The sequence below is a fragment of the Streptomyces sp. BRA346 genome, from assembly GCF_052851135.1.
Genome location: NZ_JAIWIH010000045.1, coordinates 16,850 through 34,503, shown reverse-complemented (window position 1 = coordinate 34,503; position 17,654 = coordinate 16,850). Strand labels below are relative to the sequence as shown.

At 70.9% G+C, this 17,654-nt stretch carries 17 protein-coding genes and 3 pseudogenes; 12 read left to right on the top strand and 8 right to left on the bottom strand.

Going from position 1 to position 17,654, the window contains the following annotated elements:
* Nucleotide 1 precedes the first annotated feature (1 nt).
* On the top strand, nt 2-1,027 hold the full coding sequence (locus tag LCH29_RS37700) for an NADP-dependent oxidoreductase (RefSeq protein ID WP_446466189.1): 1,026 nt from the start codon (nt 2-4) through the stop codon (nt 1,025-1,027).
* 20 nt (nt 1,028-1,047) lie between these two features.
* Nucleotides 1,048-1,815, top strand: a complete 768-nt coding sequence (locus LCH29_RS37695; RefSeq protein ID WP_446466188.1) for an SDR family NAD(P)-dependent oxidoreductase — start codon at nt 1,048-1,050, stop codon at nt 1,813-1,815.
* Nucleotides 1,816-2,014: 199 nt separating this feature from the next.
* On the opposite strand, the gene LCH29_RS37690 is transcribed toward LCH29_RS37695, so the two are convergent.
* A complete protein-coding gene (locus LCH29_RS37690) occupies nt 2,015-2,173 on the bottom strand; it encodes a hypothetical protein (protein WP_446466187.1) in 159 nt (52 codons plus the stop codon).
* 72 nt (nt 2,174-2,245) lie between these two features.
* On the opposite strand from LCH29_RS37690, the pseudogene LCH29_RS37685 reads away from it, so the two are divergent.
* The 6 genes and pseudogenes from LCH29_RS37685 to LCH29_RS37660 form a co-directional block, all read left to right on the top strand.
* Nucleotides 2,246-2,386: pseudogene (locus LCH29_RS37685) on the top strand (sigma factor-like helix-turn-helix DNA-binding protein); the annotation flags it as partial.
* Nucleotides 2,387-2,518: 132 nt separating this feature from the next.
* Nucleotides 2,519-2,748 (top strand): annotated as a pseudogene (locus tag LCH29_RS37680) (DUF5133 domain-containing protein).
* A gap of 355 nt (nt 2,749-3,103) precedes the next feature.
* Nucleotides 3,104-3,304: an SCO3870 family protein gene (locus tag LCH29_RS37675; protein WP_446466186.1), complete on the top strand. Its 201-nt coding sequence runs from the start codon at nt 3,104-3,106 to the stop codon at nt 3,302-3,304.
* A 421-nt stretch (nt 3,305-3,725) separates the two neighbouring features.
* On the top strand, nt 3,726-4,832 hold the full coding sequence (locus LCH29_RS37670; RefSeq protein WP_446466185.1) for an NAD-dependent epimerase/dehydratase family protein: 1,107 nt from the start codon (nt 3,726-3,728) through the stop codon (nt 4,830-4,832).
* Nucleotides 4,833-5,539: 707 nt separating this feature from the next.
* Nucleotides 5,540-6,073: a hypothetical protein gene (locus LCH29_RS37665; RefSeq protein ID WP_446466184.1), complete on the top strand. Its 534-nt coding sequence runs from the start codon at nt 5,540-5,542 to the stop codon at nt 6,071-6,073.
* A 142-nt stretch (nt 6,074-6,215) separates the two neighbouring features.
* Nucleotides 6,216-6,710 carry a DUF5709 domain-containing protein gene (locus LCH29_RS37660; protein ID WP_446466183.1) on the top strand — a complete coding sequence of 165 codons (495 nt, stop codon included), beginning with the start codon at nt 6,216-6,218 and terminating at the stop codon, nt 6,708-6,710.
* 40 nt (nt 6,711-6,750) lie between these two features.
* Here the strand turns inward: LCH29_RS37660 and LCH29_RS37655 are convergent, their stop codons facing one another.
* The 3 genes from LCH29_RS37655 to ku form a co-directional block, all read right to left on the bottom strand.
* Nucleotides 6,751-7,170, bottom strand: a complete 420-nt coding sequence (locus LCH29_RS37655; protein ID WP_446466182.1) for a substrate-binding domain-containing protein — start codon at nt 7,168-7,170, stop codon at nt 6,751-6,753.
* 339 nt (nt 7,171-7,509) lie between these two features.
* Nucleotides 7,510-7,794 carry a hypothetical protein gene (locus LCH29_RS37650; protein WP_446466181.1) on the bottom strand — a complete coding sequence of 95 codons (285 nt, stop codon included), beginning with the start codon at nt 7,792-7,794 and terminating at the stop codon, nt 7,510-7,512.
* Nucleotides 7,795-7,858: 64 nt separating this feature from the next.
* A complete protein-coding gene (ku, locus tag LCH29_RS37645; RefSeq protein WP_446466180.1) occupies nt 7,859-8,785 on the bottom strand; it encodes a non-homologous end joining protein Ku in 927 nt (308 codons plus the stop codon).
* Nucleotides 8,786-8,891: 106 nt separating this feature from the next.
* Here ku and LCH29_RS37640 point away from each other — a divergent pair, with 106 nt between their 5' ends.
* Complete coding sequence (locus tag LCH29_RS37640; RefSeq protein WP_446466179.1) at nt 8,892-9,362, top strand: DUF6233 domain-containing protein; 471 nt, start codon at nt 8,892-8,894, stop codon at nt 9,360-9,362.
* A 98-nt stretch (nt 9,363-9,460) separates the two neighbouring features.
* Nucleotides 9,461-9,583 (top strand): hypothetical protein, encoded by a 123-nt coding sequence (locus LCH29_RS37635; protein WP_446466178.1) that lies wholly within the window; start codon nt 9,461-9,463, stop codon nt 9,581-9,583.
* Nucleotides 9,584-9,614: 31 nt separating this feature from the next.
* Here LCH29_RS37635 and LCH29_RS37630 read toward each other — a convergent pair whose 3' ends face one another.
* Nucleotides 9,615-10,013, bottom strand: coding sequence for a DUF6223 family protein (locus LCH29_RS37630; protein ID WP_446466177.1), 399 nt, complete (start codon nt 10,011-10,013; stop codon nt 9,615-9,617).
* Between the two features lie 149 nt (nt 10,014-10,162).
* On the opposite strand from LCH29_RS37630, the pseudogene LCH29_RS37625 reads away from it, so the two are divergent.
* Nucleotides 10,163-10,729: pseudogene (locus tag LCH29_RS37625) on the top strand (LysR family substrate-binding domain-containing protein); the annotation flags it as partial.
* A 114-nt stretch (nt 10,730-10,843) separates the two neighbouring features.
* Here LCH29_RS37625 and LCH29_RS37620 read toward each other — a convergent pair.
* From LCH29_RS37620 to LCH29_RS37610, 3 genes are all read right to left on the bottom strand, one after another.
* Nucleotides 10,844-13,099 carry a family 2 encapsulin nanocompartment cargo protein terpene cyclase gene (locus LCH29_RS37620; protein WP_446466176.1) on the bottom strand — a complete coding sequence of 752 codons (2,256 nt, stop codon included), beginning with the start codon at nt 13,097-13,099 and terminating at the stop codon, nt 10,844-10,846.
* Between the two features lie 150 nt (nt 13,100-13,249).
* On the bottom strand, nt 13,250-14,668 hold the full coding sequence (locus LCH29_RS37615) for a family 2B encapsulin nanocompartment shell protein (RefSeq protein ID WP_446466175.1): 1,419 nt from the start codon (nt 14,666-14,668) through the stop codon (nt 13,250-13,252).
* A gap of 242 nt (nt 14,669-14,910) precedes the next feature.
* The gene (locus LCH29_RS37610) at nt 14,911-15,600 is read right to left on the bottom strand and encodes a FadR/GntR family transcriptional regulator (RefSeq protein ID WP_446466174.1); all 690 of its coding nucleotides are present in this window, start codon (nt 15,598-15,600) and stop codon (nt 14,911-14,913) included.
* 193 nt (nt 15,601-15,793) lie between these two features.
* Here LCH29_RS37610 and leuA point away from each other — a divergent pair, with 193 nt between their 5' ends.
* Complete coding sequence (gene leuA / locus LCH29_RS37605; protein ID WP_446466173.1) at nt 15,794-17,623, top strand: 2-isopropylmalate synthase; 1,830 nt, start codon at nt 15,794-15,796, stop codon at nt 17,621-17,623.
* The last annotated feature ends 31 nt before the right edge of the window (nt 17,624-17,654 follow it).

The following is a 17,654-nucleotide window of genomic DNA, read 5'->3' as shown; positions in this document are numbered from 1 at the left end:
GATGCGGACCGGACGGGAGATCCGGGTCAGGGCCTACCCGGACGGCAGCGTCAGCCCGGACGACTTCGAGCTGGTCGAGGTCCCCGTGCCCCGGCCCGGGCCGGGGCAGGTGCTCGTACGCAACACGTGGACATCGGTGGACCCCGGCCTTCGGCTGCGGCTACGGCCCGACGCGCCCTCCGGCTATTTCGCCGCCTTCCCTCTCGGCCGCGCCATGGACGGCATCATGACAGTGGGGGAGGTGGTGGAGTCCCGGGCCGAGGGCTTCACCCCGGGCGACGTGGTGTGGCACGCCCAGGGCTGGCGCGAGTACGCCGTCGTGGACGCGGACGCCGAGCAGCTCAGCGGACTCGGCACCCTGACACGCCTGGACGTCGATGCATGCGAGCCGCAGTGGTATCTCGGCCCACTGGGCGGTATGGGCCTGACGGCCTACGCCGGTCTGCACGTCGTTGACGCGCTACGAGGCGGGGAAACCGTCTGGGTCTCGGCTGCCGCGGGGGCGGTGGGCAGCTTGGCCGTGCAGATCGCACGGCTCATGGGTAACCGGGTGGTGGCCAGCGCGGGCACCGACGAGAAGGTCGACTGGCTGCGCGACCGCTTGGGCGCCGACGCCTTCAACTACCGGGCGGGGAACATCGAGGCAACGCTGGGCGCCATCGCGCCCGACGGAATCGACATCTATTTCGACTCCGTCGGAGGGGCCCACCTCGAGGCCGCCCTGTCACACCTGAGGAGGGGCGGGCGCGTAGCGATGTGCGGCTCGATCTCGGAGTACGAGTCCGGCCCGGCCGGGCCGCGGAACCTGTTCCTCGCGGTGTCCAAGGACCTGACCCTCCGCGGGTTCCGCGGGAGCAGCAACCTGCACCTCATGGGGCAGATGCGGCGCCGGATGACCGGGTGGCTTCGCAGCGGCGATCTGCATTATCGCGAGACCGTGTTCACGGGCTTGGAGTCGGCTCCGCACGCGCTGACGGAGATGATCGCCGGCCGAACGGCCGGAAAGACGCTCGTCAGCCTCGGCTGACGCGATGAATGAGGTGCGCTGTGCCAGCCGTAGACGAACGCATCAGGGACAAGGTCGTGTGCGTGACCGGCGCCACCGGGGGACTGGGCACGGCCGCGGCCGCCAGACTCGCCGAGGAGGGCGCCCACCTGGTGCTCACCGACCTCGACGAGCAGGCGTGCGGCGCCCTCGCCGCCGAGCTGGACGGCACGCCGGGACGGCATGTGACGGCGCGGCTCGACGTGGCCGAGGAGTCCCAGTGGATCGACGTGGCGAGCTTCATCCGGAACGAGTACGGCCGACTGGACGGGCTGGTCAACAACGCTGCCATCGGCAGCATCGCCACCGTCGAGGACGAGACGATCGAGCGCTGGGAGGTGGTCATGTCGATCGGCTCCACCGGGGTCTGGCTCGGTATGAAGCACCTCGGCCCGCTCATCGCCTCCTCGGGAGGCGGATCGATCGTCAACGTGTCCTCGATACTCGGCACGGTGGGCGGCATGGGGAACAGCGCGGCCTACCATGCGGCCAAGGGGGCCGTGCGCACGCTCACCAAGAACGCGGCGCTGCACTGGGCCGACTCCGGAGTCCGCGTCAACTCCCTGCACCCCGGCTTCATCGGGACCCGCCAACTGCTCGAGAGGTACGAGGGAACGGCCCGCCACGAAGCCATGCTGGCCGGCACCCCGATCGGAAGGCTGGGCCGCGGGGAGGAGATCGCAGCCGTCGTCGCATTCCTGGTCAGCGATGATTCCACCTTTATGACCGGCTCGGAGGTCTACGCGGACGGTGGATACACCGCGCGGTGAGGAGGACGCGGTGGCGGACGGGCCCGTTCGGGACCTCGTAGCGCACGGTCCGGTTGCGGCGCGGCGCCGCTGCCGGCCCGCGGCGGGCAGAGGCGGTCGGCGACGGCCAGGACATAGCCGCTACCGGGTGCCTCCAAGGTGCCGTGGAAGTGGGGCCCTCGCCGTACGCTTCGTCGCCGGTCACCCATAGATGCGCAGGTCAGGATGAACCCGACGCCATGCCCGGGCCCAGTGTGCGGTTGCGGACCAGCGGTGTGAGGCCGGCCAAGAGGACGACGGCCGCGAGCGGGATCAGGACGAGGCTGACCGCGATCAGGACGAAGGACACCAACACGAGCACCGGGCCCGCCGCGGTCACGACGCCGCGGCCGACTTCGAGCGGCCGGCTGCGGCCTCCGATGGGCCCGAGCGCGAGCTACTCGCCGAGGAACTGGCGGCTCCCGATGACCCACCGTCTGGCCAGCCGCTACCGCAACCGCGGTTCTTCCGCGACCTGACCCAAGCCCATATCGCTGAGGAGTTGGGCATCTCCCAGACGCATGTCTCCCGGCTCATCTGCCGCAGCTGCCGCACCATCCGCGAAGAGGTCGAGGCCGATCCGCAGCCCCAGCGGCTCCCGGATCCGCCTGACACCCCACGTCCCGCGGCGCTTGCCGACGCGGCACGTACCGCCACCGTCACGGAAGGACAGAAGGAGCCTGCCATGCTCATGGCCCGCCCCGCGGTTCTCGCCGATCTCGTCCAGCAGTACGAGACCCTCAACACCCCGCACGCCGAGAAGGGGCCCGGGAAGCACGGCAGCGACTCGATGACGTTGTCTACACGCTGTGTGTCGCCACCGGCACCGGCGACGTCGACGCTGCTCTGATCGCCGCTCGCCACCAGCTCCCCGGCGCCCGTACCGAAGACGACTCCCTCCTCCCTGATATCTGATGATCTCCGCGGTGGGCCCAGCAGGGTCTGGAGTACCCGGGCCGGGGTGGATCGGTCGCGGGGGTGGGCTTCGTGGGTGCGCTCGATGCGCAGGGTCTGTGACTCGTGGATGGTATGAGTGGTGTCGTCTGACCAGGTCCGCCGTTCCTCCCAGTCGCCGACGGACGGGAGTACGGGGCAAATGGCAGCGTGTCGAGGCGTTGCGCGGCCTCGTGCAGGTCGTGGCCGCGAGTGCAACTGACAGATGGTGAGCGGCGTTTGGTGCTTGCCCGACCGTCCACGACCTTCCGGCAGTGACATCGCAATGCATGTAGGCTCGGTCTTGATCAATCGTCTCATGGGGGAGGAAGCACCAATGACGAAGGGCCCGTTCGTCGCCATGGCCGCCGCTACCGCGGCGCTTGGGACTGCGCTTGGTTCACTCGCGCTTCAGCTGCGCGCAGACGGCAACGAGCAGTACGTCGAATCCGTAGCCACCTTCAGCGTCCTGATGTTCGTCACCTCAGCTCTGGTTGTGGTGACATGGGTCCGAGACGGTCGGCCGCACTCGAACTGAGTGCTTCGCGTACGGGCGCCAGGCTGACGCCCTGGCGCCCGTACGGCTCTTTGTGGCTCTGTAGCGCATGGCCTAATCACCGAGCGGTCCAGGTCCTGAGGCCTTGCGGTATCGGGTGGCGATGCCTCGCCGGGCCTTGAACTTGTCGACCAGGAGCACAACGCCGTTCCTTGCTGCGGGGCCCCAGCGCCGTGGACGCCCCCCACTTCGCTCTGCGGCAGCACTCGTCTTCCCGGCGCACGTGTCGCGAACGACACCCCACGGCGGCGCATGGTTCCTCCGGTGTTGAAGGCCGAAGGGCGCATGGGGAGCAGAGGGCCCGGGCACTCGGATGGCCGCTGATCCGCCGCGGAGCGGCGGACCTGAGCAGCAGCACCTGCGCAACGCTCCTCTCGTGCCCCCTACCCCGAAGGAGTGGCCGATGCCCGCCGATCGCCAGACGAACGCACACCGGCGCGAGCCGGGCGCATCCGGACTGCGGGTGGTCGTGGTGGGCGCCACCGGCAACGTCGGCTCCGCGGTGGTGCGGGCGCTGGGCGAGGAGGCGGCCGTCTCCTCGGTCCTGGGGCTCGCGCGCCGTGTCCCGGACTGGACGCCGGAGAAAACGACGTGGCGTGCCGTGGACCTCGGCGACCCGGACGTGGACCTCGTACCGCACTTCCGTGATGCGGATGTGGTGGTGCACCTGGCCTGGCTGTTCCAGCCCACCCATGAGCCGGCCACCACGTGGCGCAGCAATGTGCTGGGCAGTGTCCGCGTCTTCGAGGCCGTGGCCGCCGCGGGTGTTCCCGCCGTGGTGTACACCTCGTCGGTGGGTGCGTATTCGCCGGGGCCGAAGGATCGCGCGGTCGACGAGTCCTGGCCCACCCATGGCTGGCCGGAGGCCGCGTACACCCGGGAGAAGGCGTATCTGGAGCGTTTCCTCGACGGCTTCGAGCGGCGCCATCCGGACCTGCGTGTGGTGCGGATGCGCCCCGGCTTCCTGTTCCAGCGGCAGTCCGCATCCCAGCAGCGGCGGCTCTTCGGCGGACCGCTGGTGCCGGGCAGCCTGGTGCGGCCGGCGCTCGTGCCCGTCGTCCCGGAGGTGCCGGGATTGCGTTTCCAGGTGCTGCACACCGAGGACGCCGCCGCGGCCTACCGGGCCGCGGTCGTCCGGGACGTACGCGGCGCGTTCAACATCGCGGCCGAGCCCCCGGTGGACGCCGGCGTCCTCGCGGAGATCCTGGGCGCTCGGGTGCTACGAGTGCCACGGCCCTTCCTGCGCGGCTGTGTCGCGGCCGCCTGGAAACTGCATCTGGCACCGGCCTCCGCGGAGCTCTTCGACGCGGTGCTGCGGATCCCGCTGATGGACACCACACGCGCCCGCCGGGAGCTGGAGTGGGAGCCCCGGCACACGGCCACCGAGGCCATCGAGGAGTTCCTGCACGGGCTGCGGCGGGGAGCGGGCGGCCCCACGCCGCCGCTGGCCGAGGACTCGCCCGCGGGCCGTGCCCACGAGGCGGCGACCGGAGTGGGCGAGCGGCCCTGAAACAGCCGCTGCCGGGGCCCGGCGGATTGCGTGCCCCGCCGGCAGGAGGGCGGTGGACGGTCCGCGCATTCGGGCCCGGGGGCGCTACGCCGGCCGCCGACCGGCCCCTGGGCGGCCCGGGGGCGGGCACGCCCACCAGGCGAGGAGCCATCCCGCTTCGACCACCGCGTCGAGGCCGTGAGCACGACGTGCCCGGCCGGCAGGTACGGAGATGACGTCGGCCACGAGCAACGTGGCGGCCGTCCCCAGGCCACTGCGCCGGGCCTCAGCCAGGGAATCGGCGGCCGGACGCGCCCGCAGCTGACCCCACCCGGTGGTGACCAGCAGTCCGGCCACCGTCCTCACCAGCCAGTTCTGCTCCGGATCCGGCTGTGTGGGACCGAAAGAAGCGCCTGAAGCCGGTCATGTGCAGCAACGGCCAAGCCCCGGAAGCGAGGTTGAACAGACCATGCGCCCTGGTGAGGAACAGCGGGGACACCATCGGTCCCGGCCTGTGTTCGCGCCGTCGGTCATGGCTCATACCGATCACTTCCTTGCCGTGCGACTCGGTTTCCCCGGCGCGGCACGCGCTTTCCAGCCTAGTGGCATCCGTGTTCCGCGGACTCGGCGGCGACGGACGAGGGGGAGGCTGGTTGAGGCGGCAGTGACTGGGCACCCCGTAGGAGCACGTTGCCCGGTACGACCTTGCCCGATCCGGGAGGGCGATCATGAACGAGCCCAGCACATCCCCCCGCGTGCTCGGCATCTACCTCAACGACCATGCGGCGGGAGCGACGGGCGGAGCGGAGCTCGCTCGCCGGACGGCCCGCGAGCACCGGCAGTCGGCCTTCGGCGGCGACCTGGAGGACATCGCCGCGCAGATCATGGAGGACCGGGAGGCGCTCCTGGACATCATGGCCGACCTCGAGGTGCCCGTACGCCGCTACAAGCTCTGTGGGGGCTGGCTGGGGGAGAAGGCCGGGCGGCTGAAGCCCAATGGCCGGCTGCGCCATCGTTCGAGGCTCAGCACGCTCGTCGAGCTGGAGGGCCTGCGTATCGGGGTGGAGGGCAAGGCGATGCTGTGGCATTCGCTGCTGGCCGCGGCCGACCAGGACACCCGCCTGGACCCGGATCGGCTCACCGAGCTGCTGAACCGGGCGCGGCGGCAGCGCACGGTGCTGGAGTCGCTCCACCATGCCGCGGCCACCGCACTGTTCGCCCCCGGTCGGCCGGAAGCGCAGGAGACGGCGGTCGGCCCATGACGCCTCCGCCGGACGGCGCCGCCGACTTCCCACGGTGCGCCGCTGCACGCGGTGGGCGCGTCACCGTGACCGTGCGGGGAGTGGTCCGCATCCGCGTCAGCGGCACTGCGGACGAATCCCTCACCTGCGAAAAGGGACAGTGATGATGAGCGAAGACAAGGCAGACGACGTCTACCAGCCGACCGGTACCAACGAGGAACAGGAGGACGCGGCCCCTCTGGACCTCCAGGACGCCTTGGATGAGCGTGGTTACGACGAGATGCTCGACGAGGGCTACTCCCCGCCGGAGAAGCCGCTCGGTGTCACCAAGCACGGCACAACGGCAGCCGAACAGCACGAGCGCGAGACGCTCGACCAGCGGCTGGCCGAAGAGACCCCCGACGTCGAAGCCCCGGCGGGGGACGGCGTCGGAGATGTGCAAGAGGGCGAGGGAGAGCCCATCGACCCCGAGGCGGGCACGGACCGCGCAGGCCGACTTGTCGCCCCCGACGAGGGCACCCGCCCCGACGCCACCAAGGAAGTCCTTGCCAGGGACGAGGGCATCGACGCGGGCGCCGCGGGAGCAGAGGAAGCCGCCGTGCACATCGTTCCGGACGAACAACTCGAGGAGCCGGGCGACGGCGAACCGGGCCGCTGAGCCCGCGCGGCCTCGATTCCAACGACGCTGAGCGCTCGTCCTAGCTCCACGAAGGCGGATGAGCGGTGCTCCGGCAGGGCACCAGAGTGGGGGACAGCCTGACCTGGGTCGAGGGCTTGTGACGGTCGGCGATCCGTTCCAGAAGGAGGCGGGCTGCGTTTCTGCCCATTTCCTGGCCCGCCTGGTCGACGCTGGTCAGCGAGATCGGGCCGAGCGCGGCGAACGTGGTGTTGTCGTATCCGGCCACCGAGATGTCGTCGGGCACGGAAAGGCCGGCCTCGGCAATCGCTTCCAGCGCGCTCATGGCGACGATGTCCGCTCCGGCGAAGACGGCGGTGGGAAGGCGTGGGCGGGCGAGCAGTTCCTTCATGCCCCGGTAGCCGCCTTCGCGGGTGCAGGCTCGTCGATCGAACGGATGAGCGTACGTTCCGTACAACCCGAGCCCCTGAACCTGCTGCACGACAACGACCCCGGTCTGGACCCGGTCGTACGGCGCCGCGACGTGGGCGGCTCGGGGCGAACCGAGCGGCCGGCCTGGCAGTCGCCGTACGGTCCGCCGCCGCACCGGGCACACCGCGGCCGGTGGGCGCCCGTGCCGGGGTGGTCTCGGTCCGCTCTGCGGCGTGGACACCTGTGCGGCCGGTGCGACTGACCTCGGGCGGGCCCTCCCGCCGGGGGCACCCTTGACGCTGTTGCCGACCATACGGCGGGTTCCTCGGCAGGCGGCCGTGCCCGCGAACAGCAGCGGGTGGAGCGAAGTCGATGACGCAGCGCCCCACCCGTACGGTGGGGCGCCGTGCTATGCGGTGCCTGCCATCTGCCGCTTCCGTTCCCCGTCGGCGTGCGCCTCGCCCAGCAGGGAGCCTTCTTCCTGCTCGTAATGGGACAGGGCGATGCCGAGGCCGAAGAAGGTGGGTGCCCACTCGCCGACGAAGATGCCCCACCGATCGGCCCGGTCGAGACCCTTGCCGGGCTCGGCGCGCAGCGAGGCGGCCCAGGTGAGGATGGACAGGCCGATGGAGGCCACGGCGGCGGTGTAGGCGTGCTCGGACCGGAGGCCCATGTCGTGCAGCTTCTTGATCACGGCGTGCTCCTTCGGGAGATCCCCCTCGGGTCGACCCTCGTGTGCCCACCCTCGGGCGCGTGACTCAGGACGCCGGCCGTTTCTTGGCCGCCTTCTTCGCGGGGGCCTTCTTCCCGCTGGTCTTCTTCGCCGCCGACTTCTTGGTGGTCTTCCTGCCCGCGGTCTTCCTCGTGGGCCGCATCTCGTGCACGTCGGCGGAGCCGGCTTGCTCGCCGCGGGCTTCCTTGGCGGCCCGGACGCTGTTCTGGAGGGCGGACATCAGGTCGACGACACGCCCCGTCGGCTCGGCCGGCACCTCCATCTCGGGCGGTTCCTGGCCCGCCGCCTTGGCCTCGATCACGGCTTCGACGGCCTCCCGGTATGTGTCGCGGTACTGGCTGATGTCGGTGGGGCCGATGATCTCCATCAGCTCCATGGCCTCGTCGACCTCGGCGTCGGACAGCTCGACGCCGGTGGGGGCGAGTCCTGCGCTGGAGCGGATCTCGTCTTCCCAGTGGAGTGCTTGGAGCACGATGGCGTCGCCGACGACCCGGAGCGCGCCGAGCCGTTCGCGGTTGTGCCACGAGAATTTCGCGACGGCCACCTTGTCATTGCGCTGGAGCGCCTCGCGTAGCAGCGTGTACGGCTTGGCGGCGACCGCGCCGTCGCCCTGCAAGTAGTAGGGCCGCCCGAACCGGATCGGATCGAGCAGTTCGGCCGGCACGAATGCCTGCACGTCGATGGCCTTGGCGGTGGGCAGCGGCAGGTCGTCCAGCTCTTCGTCCGTGATGGGGACGAGCTGGTCTTTGCTCTCCTCGTAGGCGCGCCCGATCTCGTCTTGATCGAGTACGCGGTCCTCGATCTCGCATACCTTGCGGTACCGGATCCGGCCACCATCGGTGGTGTGGATCTGCCGGAAGCTGATGCTGTGGTCTTCGGTGGCGGGCAGGACCTTGATCGGAATGGTCACGAGGCCGAATGACACGGCGCCGGACCACACGGGGCGAGGCATGGTGAACCTCCCAGGAGGCCCCCCTGGGGTCGGCTCCAGCCTAGGCCAGCTCCTGGCGGAACGCCCTGGTCAGCCCGCCAACCGCATTCGAACTAAAATCCGAATCATGGATGCGGAGGAGTGGCGGTCGAAGACCGGGCCCTGGGTACGGGCCCACATGCCGGACGAGCAGGAACTCGACGTGATCATCACCAAGTGGATCCGCGCCAAGGACGGCCAATGGTGGGCAGAGTGCGAGGCCATCCTGCCCGCGCGGCATGAGTCTGCGGACGGCACCACCAAGACCGTGGGCGCACCCACCCCCATCAGTGTCTCGGCCGAAGACATCGATCCGATCCCCGGCGAGACCTACAGTGCGCTGCCGGCGGACGGTGCGGTGGCGGGCAGGCAGTGGGTGGTGGAGAAGCTGCATCAGTACAGCGAGGACGCCCCGAGCCGTCGTCTCCACCGCCGCGACTGTTGGCAGGTGAAGGGAGAGTACGAGCGCATCACCACCGAGGATGCCGTGGAACGACTCGCCCGCGAGGTCGTTGTGCGGTGCGACGTGTGCCGCCCCGATAAGGCCCTCCGACGGTGACCGCCGGGCCACATGGGCGCCGGCCCCCGCTGCGTCTTCCCGTCGGCGGGGCCCCGCGTCGACTGCGCAGATGCCCGGAGCGACCGCCCCAGCCCACGGTGATCGAGATCCCGACCGCGGGGATCAACGTCCGCCAACCCCGCGGGATCGCCGACTACACCCGCGCCTTCAACGGCCTGTCGGCGAAGCTGGCGGATGCGCGAAAAACTGCTCGGGGTTGATGCGGGTGATCTTCGATGTCACCGGTGGTGCCTATGAGGTGGGCCTGAACTCCCGCTCGTGTTCGTGGCGGTCTGCGGTCCGCTCAGTGCGTCGGGAGTGGGTGCTCGCGCGCCTGCCGAGGATCATGGCCATCAGCCCCAATGGGATGGCCACGATGGCTCCCACCATCCCGTTGCCGGTGCCGGGACCACCGCTGGAGGTGGCCAGATGCAGCGCTGCGAGGGTCGTGCAGACCAGGCCCACCGCCATGGCTGCCATGGCGCGGGTGCGTGTGTTGCCGGTGCTGATGCGGCCGGTGGCGCGGGCCAGGGCCAGCCATCCGATGGCCACGCCGATCAGGCCTACGCCCAAGGCCAGGTTGGCCCCCGTCCGCCCGTCGCCGATGGCTCCGCCCTCGGCGGCCACCGTCAGGACATCTGTTGCGCTCATGCCACTCTCCTCCATCGTGCGCGGGGAATTCCGCGGTGTCGCTGGGCCTTGAGCGTGCCTGGCGACCGCACTGTTGGTCGTCCGGCGGGTGCAGTCTTTTCGGACTGCCGTCGATATGGCAGTCGACTGCTGCGCATGCAGCAGGTGGCGGACCGCAGATCACGGTCACCACGAGCGAGGGCACCACGCCCGCCCTGATCCGGGCGCTGCGCGCGGGCTCGATCGACCTCGCCCTGCTGACGTCCCGACCGCCCCACCGGCCGTCGGACGGCGAGGCGCCGCGCCTGCACGTCCAGACCGTCGAGGACACCGAGCTGCTCGTGGCGGCGCCCTCGACGGGTGAGGTCGCCGGCCGCACCACGGTGCACGTCGACGAGCTGGTCGACGCCCCGTGGATCGCCACCCCGTCGTCGAGCGCCGAGCCGCTGCTCGGCGTCTGGCCGGGTCTGCCCGGACGACCGCGCATCGTCCACTCCGCGCGCGACTGGCTGACGAAGCTCCAGCTTGTCGCCGGCGGTTTCGGTGTGACGACGGTGCCGTCCCGGATCTGGCCGGTGCTGCCGCCCGGGGTGAGCCTGCTGCACGTCGAGGGTGCGCCTCCCGAGGTCCGCCGGGTCCTCGTGGCGCGCCTCCCCGGCCGCCCCACCCCGGCGATCACGGCCGTCACTCGGGCGATTACCTCGACCCGACCTGATGAGGAAATGACACGCGCTTGAGACGGGAGTCAGGCGACACGGTGTGAGACGTCCTCCTCCCGTTGCCGGCAGGAGCACGCGCGGCTCAGGGGGAGACGGTTCGGGGCGCCGGGGGCGTACGGAAACGCCGAGGCGTCACCGCCGTCCTGTGAGCCGGGGGAGGTGGGCGGCCGAGGTCCCCATACCGGTGGGGATGTCGAGGCGGCGGTGCGGGCGCCCGGGGAGGTCGCGGCGCAGGTCGTCCTCCTTGTAGCGGCGGCAGCCCCGGTGCCAGGTGAGGATGCCCGACAGCCAGTTCTCCAGTTCGCGCACGTAGCCGTCGAGGATGCGGCGGGCGTCCGGTCCCAGCTTGAAGTCGTCGTAGACGACGGGCAGTTCGTGCTGGGCGACGTGCTGGAACTGGCGCATCCGGGAGGTCATCAGGTCGTGGACGATGCCGAGGGCGGTCGGGTAGTCGCAGTCGAAGAAGTTCTGGACGACCAGGACACCGTTGTGCACCTCGCCCTCGTACTCGATCTCCTTCTGGTAGGAGAAGACGTCGTTGAGGAGGCAGGCGTAGTCGGCGGCGGCGTTCTCCAGGGAGCGCAACGGACCGCTGCGGTAGACCTCGGGCGGGACCTGCTGCCCGTGGGCCAGCCGGCACAGGCTCATGGTGAGGTCGGAGCCGAAGGTCATCCGGCGCATCTCGATGTAGTCGACGGGGTCGGGGATACGGTTCTGGGCCTGGTTGGCCAGTTCCCACAGCCAGCTGGAGGTCATGTCCTCGATGGCCGTGCGGAAGGTACGGCGGGCCTGCGGGGTCATCGGGCCGGCGGTGCGGGCCCAGAGATCGGCCAGGCCGCGCTCCAGCGCGTTGGCGGGCGCGGGCGGCGCGGAGCCGTCCACTGGCATGAAGGATGAGAGTCGCTGGTTGGCGGCCGTCGCCCCGGCCAGGTCCCGGGTGCGGCCGAAGACGACGGGGAAGTAGTCGTCCCCGTACGTGCCCCAGGTCAGCCAGCCGGAGGTGATGTCGAGCTGCTCCGGGGTGGCGTCGGGGTGGATGCCGGCCGCGCACAGGGGGAAGTCGAAACCGGCGAGCTTGCGCTCGGTCCAGATGTGCGAGCCGGGGATGCCGGGCTGGGCTTCGAGCATGCCCATGCGGCGCCCCCACTCGACCACGTTCCGCCGGGCGCCGTCCAGGTGGGGGCTGAGCCGGGTGGTGAACGGCATGAAGAAATGGGGCAGTTGCGAGGGTCCCACGCGCTGATGCGGGACATGGGTGAAGCTCCGCAGCCGGCCGGCCTCGGCCCGGCGGGTGGTCGTCAGTCCGATCCGTGCCGCCGAGGTGCCCAGCCCGCTCGGCCCGCTCGGCAGGAGCGTAAGCCCGCCGAGTCCGGACGGGGCCGGGTCCCCCTGCGTCCCGTTCCCGTTCATGTAGCGGCTGGAACGCATGTGCCACTCGTGGCCGCCCGACTGCCAGTCCTGTAGCCCCTTGACGTAGGCGAGGACGGCCGCACACTGGTCCGGGCTCAGGCCGGTCTCGGCGAACAGCGGCGGGAGTTCGGTGAAGACGGTGTTCTCGAACTGCTGGAGGCGGGAGGTGAGCAAATCGTTGACGGCGTCGGCGGCCTCCTGGGTGCCGCAGCCGAGGAAGGTCTCCAGGACCAGCACGCCGTTGCTGTTCTCTCCCTCCTCCTCGACCTCGCGCTGGTACGAGAAGAGGTCGTTCCGCAGGTGCACGGCGTCGGAGAAGCTGTCCCGCAGCACCTGCAACGGGCGTGCCGCGGCGACCGGCGCGGGCACCTCGGCCCCGATCGCGTACTCGACGAGCCCCGCCGACCAGGGCGCACCGCCGACCTTGCGGCGCATCTCGATGTACTCGACGGGGTTGGGAATGCGGTGGGCGTTGATGTTCGACAGCTCCCACAACGACTCGTTGAGGAGGTTCTCGGTGCTCTCCGCGAACCGCGCGCGCCAGTTCGCCGACATGCTCGGCACCGTGCGGGCCCACAGGTCGGCCAGACCGGCCTCGACCGGGTTCACCGGCTCGGGGACGGTCGCGGCCGGGTCGGTCGGCATGAAGAGCGGCAGCCGGTCCAGGTACGCCTTGGCGCCCTCCCGGTCGTTCGTGTACTTGAATTCCTCGAGGAAGTGGTCGTCGAAGAAGAAGACCCACACGTACCAGTCGGTCACCAGGGAAAGGGCCGGGCCGGACGCGTCGGGGTGGGTGTAGGCGCACAGCAGGGCGTAGTCGTGCGCGTCGAGATCCCGCTCCTCCCAGACCCCCGAGCCTTCGAGCATGCCCATCTCACGGGCCCACCGCTTCGAGTGCTGCCGCGCCTCCTCCAGATGAGGGTTCCGGCGCGCGGGGTGCGGCATGTAGAAGTCCGGCAGTTCAAAAGGCTGTGTCACGGGTGCCCGGCCCTTTCCTGAATGCGAAACGTGCGGTCAAGCCGTGTCCGGCGGACAACGCCGGGGCGGGGTGAGGGGCGCGCCCTGCCGCGGCCGGGCGCGCGGTTACCGGCGCCCCTCGGGGCGCGCCCCCTGATCCGCTGGCACTGTCTAGTTCCCGTAGTGGCCGATCTCGACGTCTTCGAGGATGCCGAGCGCGTCCGGGACGAGGACCGCCGCGGAGTAGTAGGTACTGACCAGGTAGGAGATGATCGCCTTCTCGTCGATGCCCATGAAGCGGGCGTTGAGGCCGGGCTCGATCTCGTCGGGGATGCCGGTCTGGTGGAGGCCGACGACGCCCTGGTCCTCCTCGCCCGTGCGCATGGCCAGGATGGAGCTGGTGCCGGCGGAGCTGACCGGGATCTTGTTGCAGGGCAGGATCGGGATGCCGCGCCAGGCCGGCACCTGGTGGCCCTCCAGCTCCCCGCCCTGCGGGTAGAGCCCGCGCTTGTTGCACTCCCGGCCGAAGGCCGCGATCGCCTTCGGGTGGGCAAGCAGGAACTGGGTCTTGCGCCGCCGCGAGATCAGCTCGTCGAGGTCGTCGGGAGTGGGCGGGCCACTGTGCGTACGGATGCGCTGCTTCAGGTCGGCGTTGTGGAGGAGGCCGAAGTCACGGTTGTTGACGAGCTCGTGTTCCTGGCGCTCGCGCAGTGCCTCGACCGTGAGACGGAGCTGCTGCTCCACCTGGTTCATGGGGTCGTTGTAGAGGTCGGCGACGCGGCTGTGCACGCGGAGCACGGTCTGGGCAACGCTCAGCTCGTACTCGCGGGGGCTGAGCTCGTAGTCGACGAAGGTGCCGGGCAGGGTCCACTCGCCCTCGTGGCCGGAGGCCAGGTCGATGGCGGCCTCGCCCTGCTTGTTCTGCGGCGGGCGAGCGGCGGAGCGGAGCGCCTCCAGGTGGGTGCGCAGTCCTTCCGAGCGGCCCTGGACCTCCTCGAAGGCTGCCCGGGACAGGCTCAGGACGGTGCACGTCGTCGCCGCGCGCACCGTGAACTCCCACTCGCCGGCCGAGCCGGTCAGCAGCCCCTCGCCGACGTAGTCGCCGTCCGCGAGCACACCGAGGACGGTCGGGTCGCCGTACTTGCCGGTGCCCAGCTTGTTGCTCTTGCCATGCGCGATGAGAACGACCTCGTCGGCCGGGCGGCCCGACTCCACGATGGTCTCGCCGGCGGCCACCTCCCGCTGCTCGAACCGCTCCGCCAGCGCGCCCAGGGCCTGCTCGTCCGTGAAGTCCCGCAGCGGCGGCAGCTCACGCAGCTCGGCGGGAATGACCCGGACGTCCGCGCCGGTGGCGACGAACTCGACCCGGCCGTCGCCGAGGGTGTGCGTGAGCCGGCGGTTCACCCGGTACGCACCCCCGGAGACCTGCACCCACGGCAGCAGGCGCAGCAACCAGCGCGAGGAGATGCCCTGCATCTGGGGAGGGGTCTTGGTCGTACTCGCCAGATTCCGCGCGGCAGCCGTGGCCAGGCTCAGCTGCGGCTGTCGGCCGTCCTGGTCGGCAGCGGGCGGGTCGAACGGCAGAGACATGAAGGCGCCATCCATCCATAGGAGCGGGAGAGGGGACGACAGCAACGGCCGGGTCGTAACTGTCGGGGCGCAAGAAATTGATCTTCACCCGCACCGGACCCTAACACTCCGCTTCTGGGGACAACTCGGGGCGGTGGACGAGAAGTTTCGGCGGAAGCGACCCAATTGAGGCCTGCATCGGGGCGGTTGCGACAGCGGAGCGGACCGGCCGACTGAGGAGCTCGGCCCTCCCGCCACGCCCGTCAGGCCCCGCGGAGATGTGCCAGTGTCCACTCCAGTTCGGCCTGTAGTGCGCCTCCCGCCGCGTCGGCGTCGCCGCGCTGGACGGCCCGTACGAGCTCGGCGTGGGCCTCCTCGCCGTGGTCTGGTTCGTCGGCCCGCAGGCCGAGCAGCTCGATCAGGTCGATGAGGCCCTGCCGCAGCGCGGGGGCGAACTCGGCGAACAGGTCGGTGAGCACGGGGTTGTGGGCGGCCGTGACGACGGCGGCGTGGAGCGCGATGTCGGCGTCGACGAAGGCCGCGTCGTCGCTCGTCGCCCCGGCGCGCCGGTGGGCCAGGGCGACGTCGAGCGCGGCGATGTCGGCGTCGGTGCGGCGGTCGGCGGCGAGGCGTGCGGCCTGCACCTCGATCAGCATCCGCACCTCGTAGACGTCGGCGACGGCGGCGCGGCGGAGCTTCGTCGGCCAGTCCTCGTCGGGCTCGGTGGCGACGACGAAGACACCGGCCCCCTGTCGTGCCTGCACCAGGCCCGCCCCGGCCAGGGCCTGGAGTGCCTCGCGCACGGTGGAGCGGCCGACCCCGAGCGTCTTGGCGAGGGTGGTCTCGCCGGGGAGCTTGCTGCCGACCGGCCAGTGGCCTCTGGTGATCTCGTTGCGCAGTGTCGCGGTGGCCTGTTCCACCAGGGGGCTGCGGCGGAGGGCGCCGAGTGGCATCCGGTGCTCACCTCTTGGCTTCTCGATTCCTCAGGTTGTCTGAGGAGTTGGATTGTGATTACTGTACCCGACATGACGCTGCGCGGACTCCTTCTCCTCGGTTGCCGCGGCGGGGCCTGACACGACCGGCACCCCGCCGTGGGTGCCGTGCGTTGCCGGTCGGTCCTCCCACGAGCGAAAGGGCACCAGCCCGATGACGAGCACCGCCTCCGACGTTTCCTCCGCCACCGCCCCTCCCTCCGCCTTCCCCACCCTCCGTACTCCGCACGCGCCCGTGCCCGCCGGTGCCCCCGCGTGGAACCCGCAGCGCCCCAGCGCCATGCCGCACCACCGCTACCGGCCCGCCCACGACCGGGTCGCGCTCCCGCTGCCCGACGCGGACCGCCGCTGGCCCACCCGTCGGATCGACCGCGCGCCCCTGTGGGTGCCGGTGGACCTGCGCGACGGCAACCAGGCGCTGGCCGAGCCGATGGACACCGCGCGCAAGCGCAGGATGTTCGACCTCCTCGTGACGATGGGCTTCAAGGAGATCGAGATCGGCTACCCGTCCGCGAGCCGGACCGACTTCGACTTCGTACGCCACCTCGCCGAGTCCGGCGCCGTCCCGGACGACGTGACGGTGGTGGTCTTCACCCCGGCCCGGCTCGACCTGATCGACGTGACGTACGCGGCCATCGAGGGCCTGCCGCGCTCCGTGGTGCACCTGTACACCGCCACCGCCCCCACCTGGCGCGACGTCGTCCTCGGCCGCGACCGCGCCGAGGTCCACGGCCTGATCCGGGACGCCGCCACGCACATGGCGCGCCTCGCCGACGCCCGCCCGGCGAGCGAGCACATCCGCTTCCAGTTCTCGCCCGAGGTCTTCAACCTCACAGAGCCGGACTTCGTGCTGGAGGTCTGCGACGGCCTCACCGAACTGTGGGAGGCCTCTCCCGACCGGCCGGTGATCCACAACCTCCCGGCGACGGTGGAGATCGCCACCCCCAACGTGTACGCCGACCAGATCGAGTACGCCCACCGCCACCTGGCGCGGCGCGACGCCGTCATCCTCTCCGTCCACCCGCACAACGACCGGGGCACCGGGGTGGCGTGCGCAGAACTCGCGGTGCTGGCCGGGGCGCAGCGCGTCGAGGGCTGCCTGTTCGGCAACGGTGAACGGACGGGCAACGTCGACCTGGTCACCCTCGCGCTCAACCTCTACTCCCAGGGCGTGGACCCGATGGTCGACTTCTCCGACATCGACGCCGTCCGCGACACGGTGGAGTACTGCAACCGGCTGCCGGTCCACCCCCGCCACCCGTACGGCGGCGAACTGGTCCACACCGCGTTCTCCGGCACCCACCAGGACGCCATCAGCAAGGGCATGGCCCACCACGCCCGGCAGGCGGCCGAGTCGTGCACCCCGGTCGACCAGGCCCCGTGGGCGGTGCCGTACCTGCCCATCGACCCCGGCGACGTGGGGCGTACGTACGAGGCGGTGATCCGCGTCAACAGCCAGTCCGGCAAGGGCGGCATCGCCCATCTGCTCCACGCCCACTACGGCCTGGACCTGCCGCCCCGCCTGCGCGCCGACTTCTCGCGCACGGTGCAGGCCGCCACGGACGAGAGCGGCGCGGAGGTCGCGCCGAAGGAGCTGTGGGAGCTGTTCCACGCCACCTACGTCGCGCCTGGCACCCCCGACCACGACGGCCGGCTGGCCCTGACGTCATGGACCACCGGCGAGACGGCCCCGGGCACGCACCACTTCGCGTGCGCCGTGCGGCGCGACGACGGTCCTGAACACCGCTACGAGGGCAGCGGCAACGGCCCCCTGTCCGCCCTGACGGACGCCCTGGCCGCCGCCGGAGTCGCAGTGGACATCCTCCACTTCGCCGAACACGCCACCACACCCGGCCCCGGCAGCCCCGCCGTGGCCTACGCCGAGTGCCGCGTCGGCGATGCGGTGCGCTGGGGCGTCGGCCGGGACACGTCCGTCCTGAGGGCGTCGGTCCAAGCGGTCCTGTCGGCTGTCAACCGCGCCTGAGCAGACGCGCCGCCCGGCGGCCCGGCGTGCG

Bases quoted from the DNA above. Each gene is read 5' to 3' on its own strand.
- LCH29_RS37665 (WP_446466184.1), top strand. From the start codon at position 5,540: ATGAACGAGCCCAGCACATCCCCCCGCGTGCTCGGCATCTACCTCAAC.
- LCH29_RS37675 (WP_446466186.1), top strand. From the start codon at position 3,104: ATGACGAAGGGCCCGTTCGTCGCCATGGCCGCCGCTACCGCGGCGCTT.
- LCH29_RS37640 (WP_446466179.1), top strand. From the start codon at position 8,892: ATGGATGCGGAGGAGTGGCGGTCGAAGACCGGGCCCTGGGTACGGGCC.
- LCH29_RS37615 (WP_446466175.1), bottom strand. From the start codon at position 14,668: ATGTCTCTGCCGTTCGACCCGCCCGCTGCCGACCAGGACGGCCGACAG.
- ku (WP_446466180.1), bottom strand. From the start codon at position 8,785: ATGCCTCGCCCCGTGTGGTCCGGCGCCGTGTCATTCGGCCTCGTGACC.
- LCH29_RS37660 (WP_446466183.1), top strand. From the start codon at position 6,216: ATGATGAGCGAAGACAAGGCAGACGACGTCTACCAGCCGACCGGTACC.
- LCH29_RS37630 (WP_446466177.1), bottom strand. From the start codon at position 10,013: ATGAGCGCAACAGATGTCCTGACGGTGGCCGCCGAGGGCGGAGCCATC.
- LCH29_RS37670 (WP_446466185.1), top strand. From the start codon at position 3,726: ATGCCCGCCGATCGCCAGACGAACGCACACCGGCGCGAGCCGGGCGCA.
- LCH29_RS37610 (WP_446466174.1), bottom strand. From the start codon at position 15,600: ATGCCACTCGGCGCCCTCCGCCGCAGCCCCCTGGTGGAACAGGCCACC.
- LCH29_RS37700 (WP_446466189.1), top strand. From the start codon at position 2: ATGCGGACCGGACGGGAGATCCGGGTCAGGGCCTACCCGGACGGCAGC.
- leuA (WP_446466173.1), top strand. From the start codon at position 15,794: ATGACGAGCACCGCCTCCGACGTTTCCTCCGCCACCGCCCCTCCCTCC.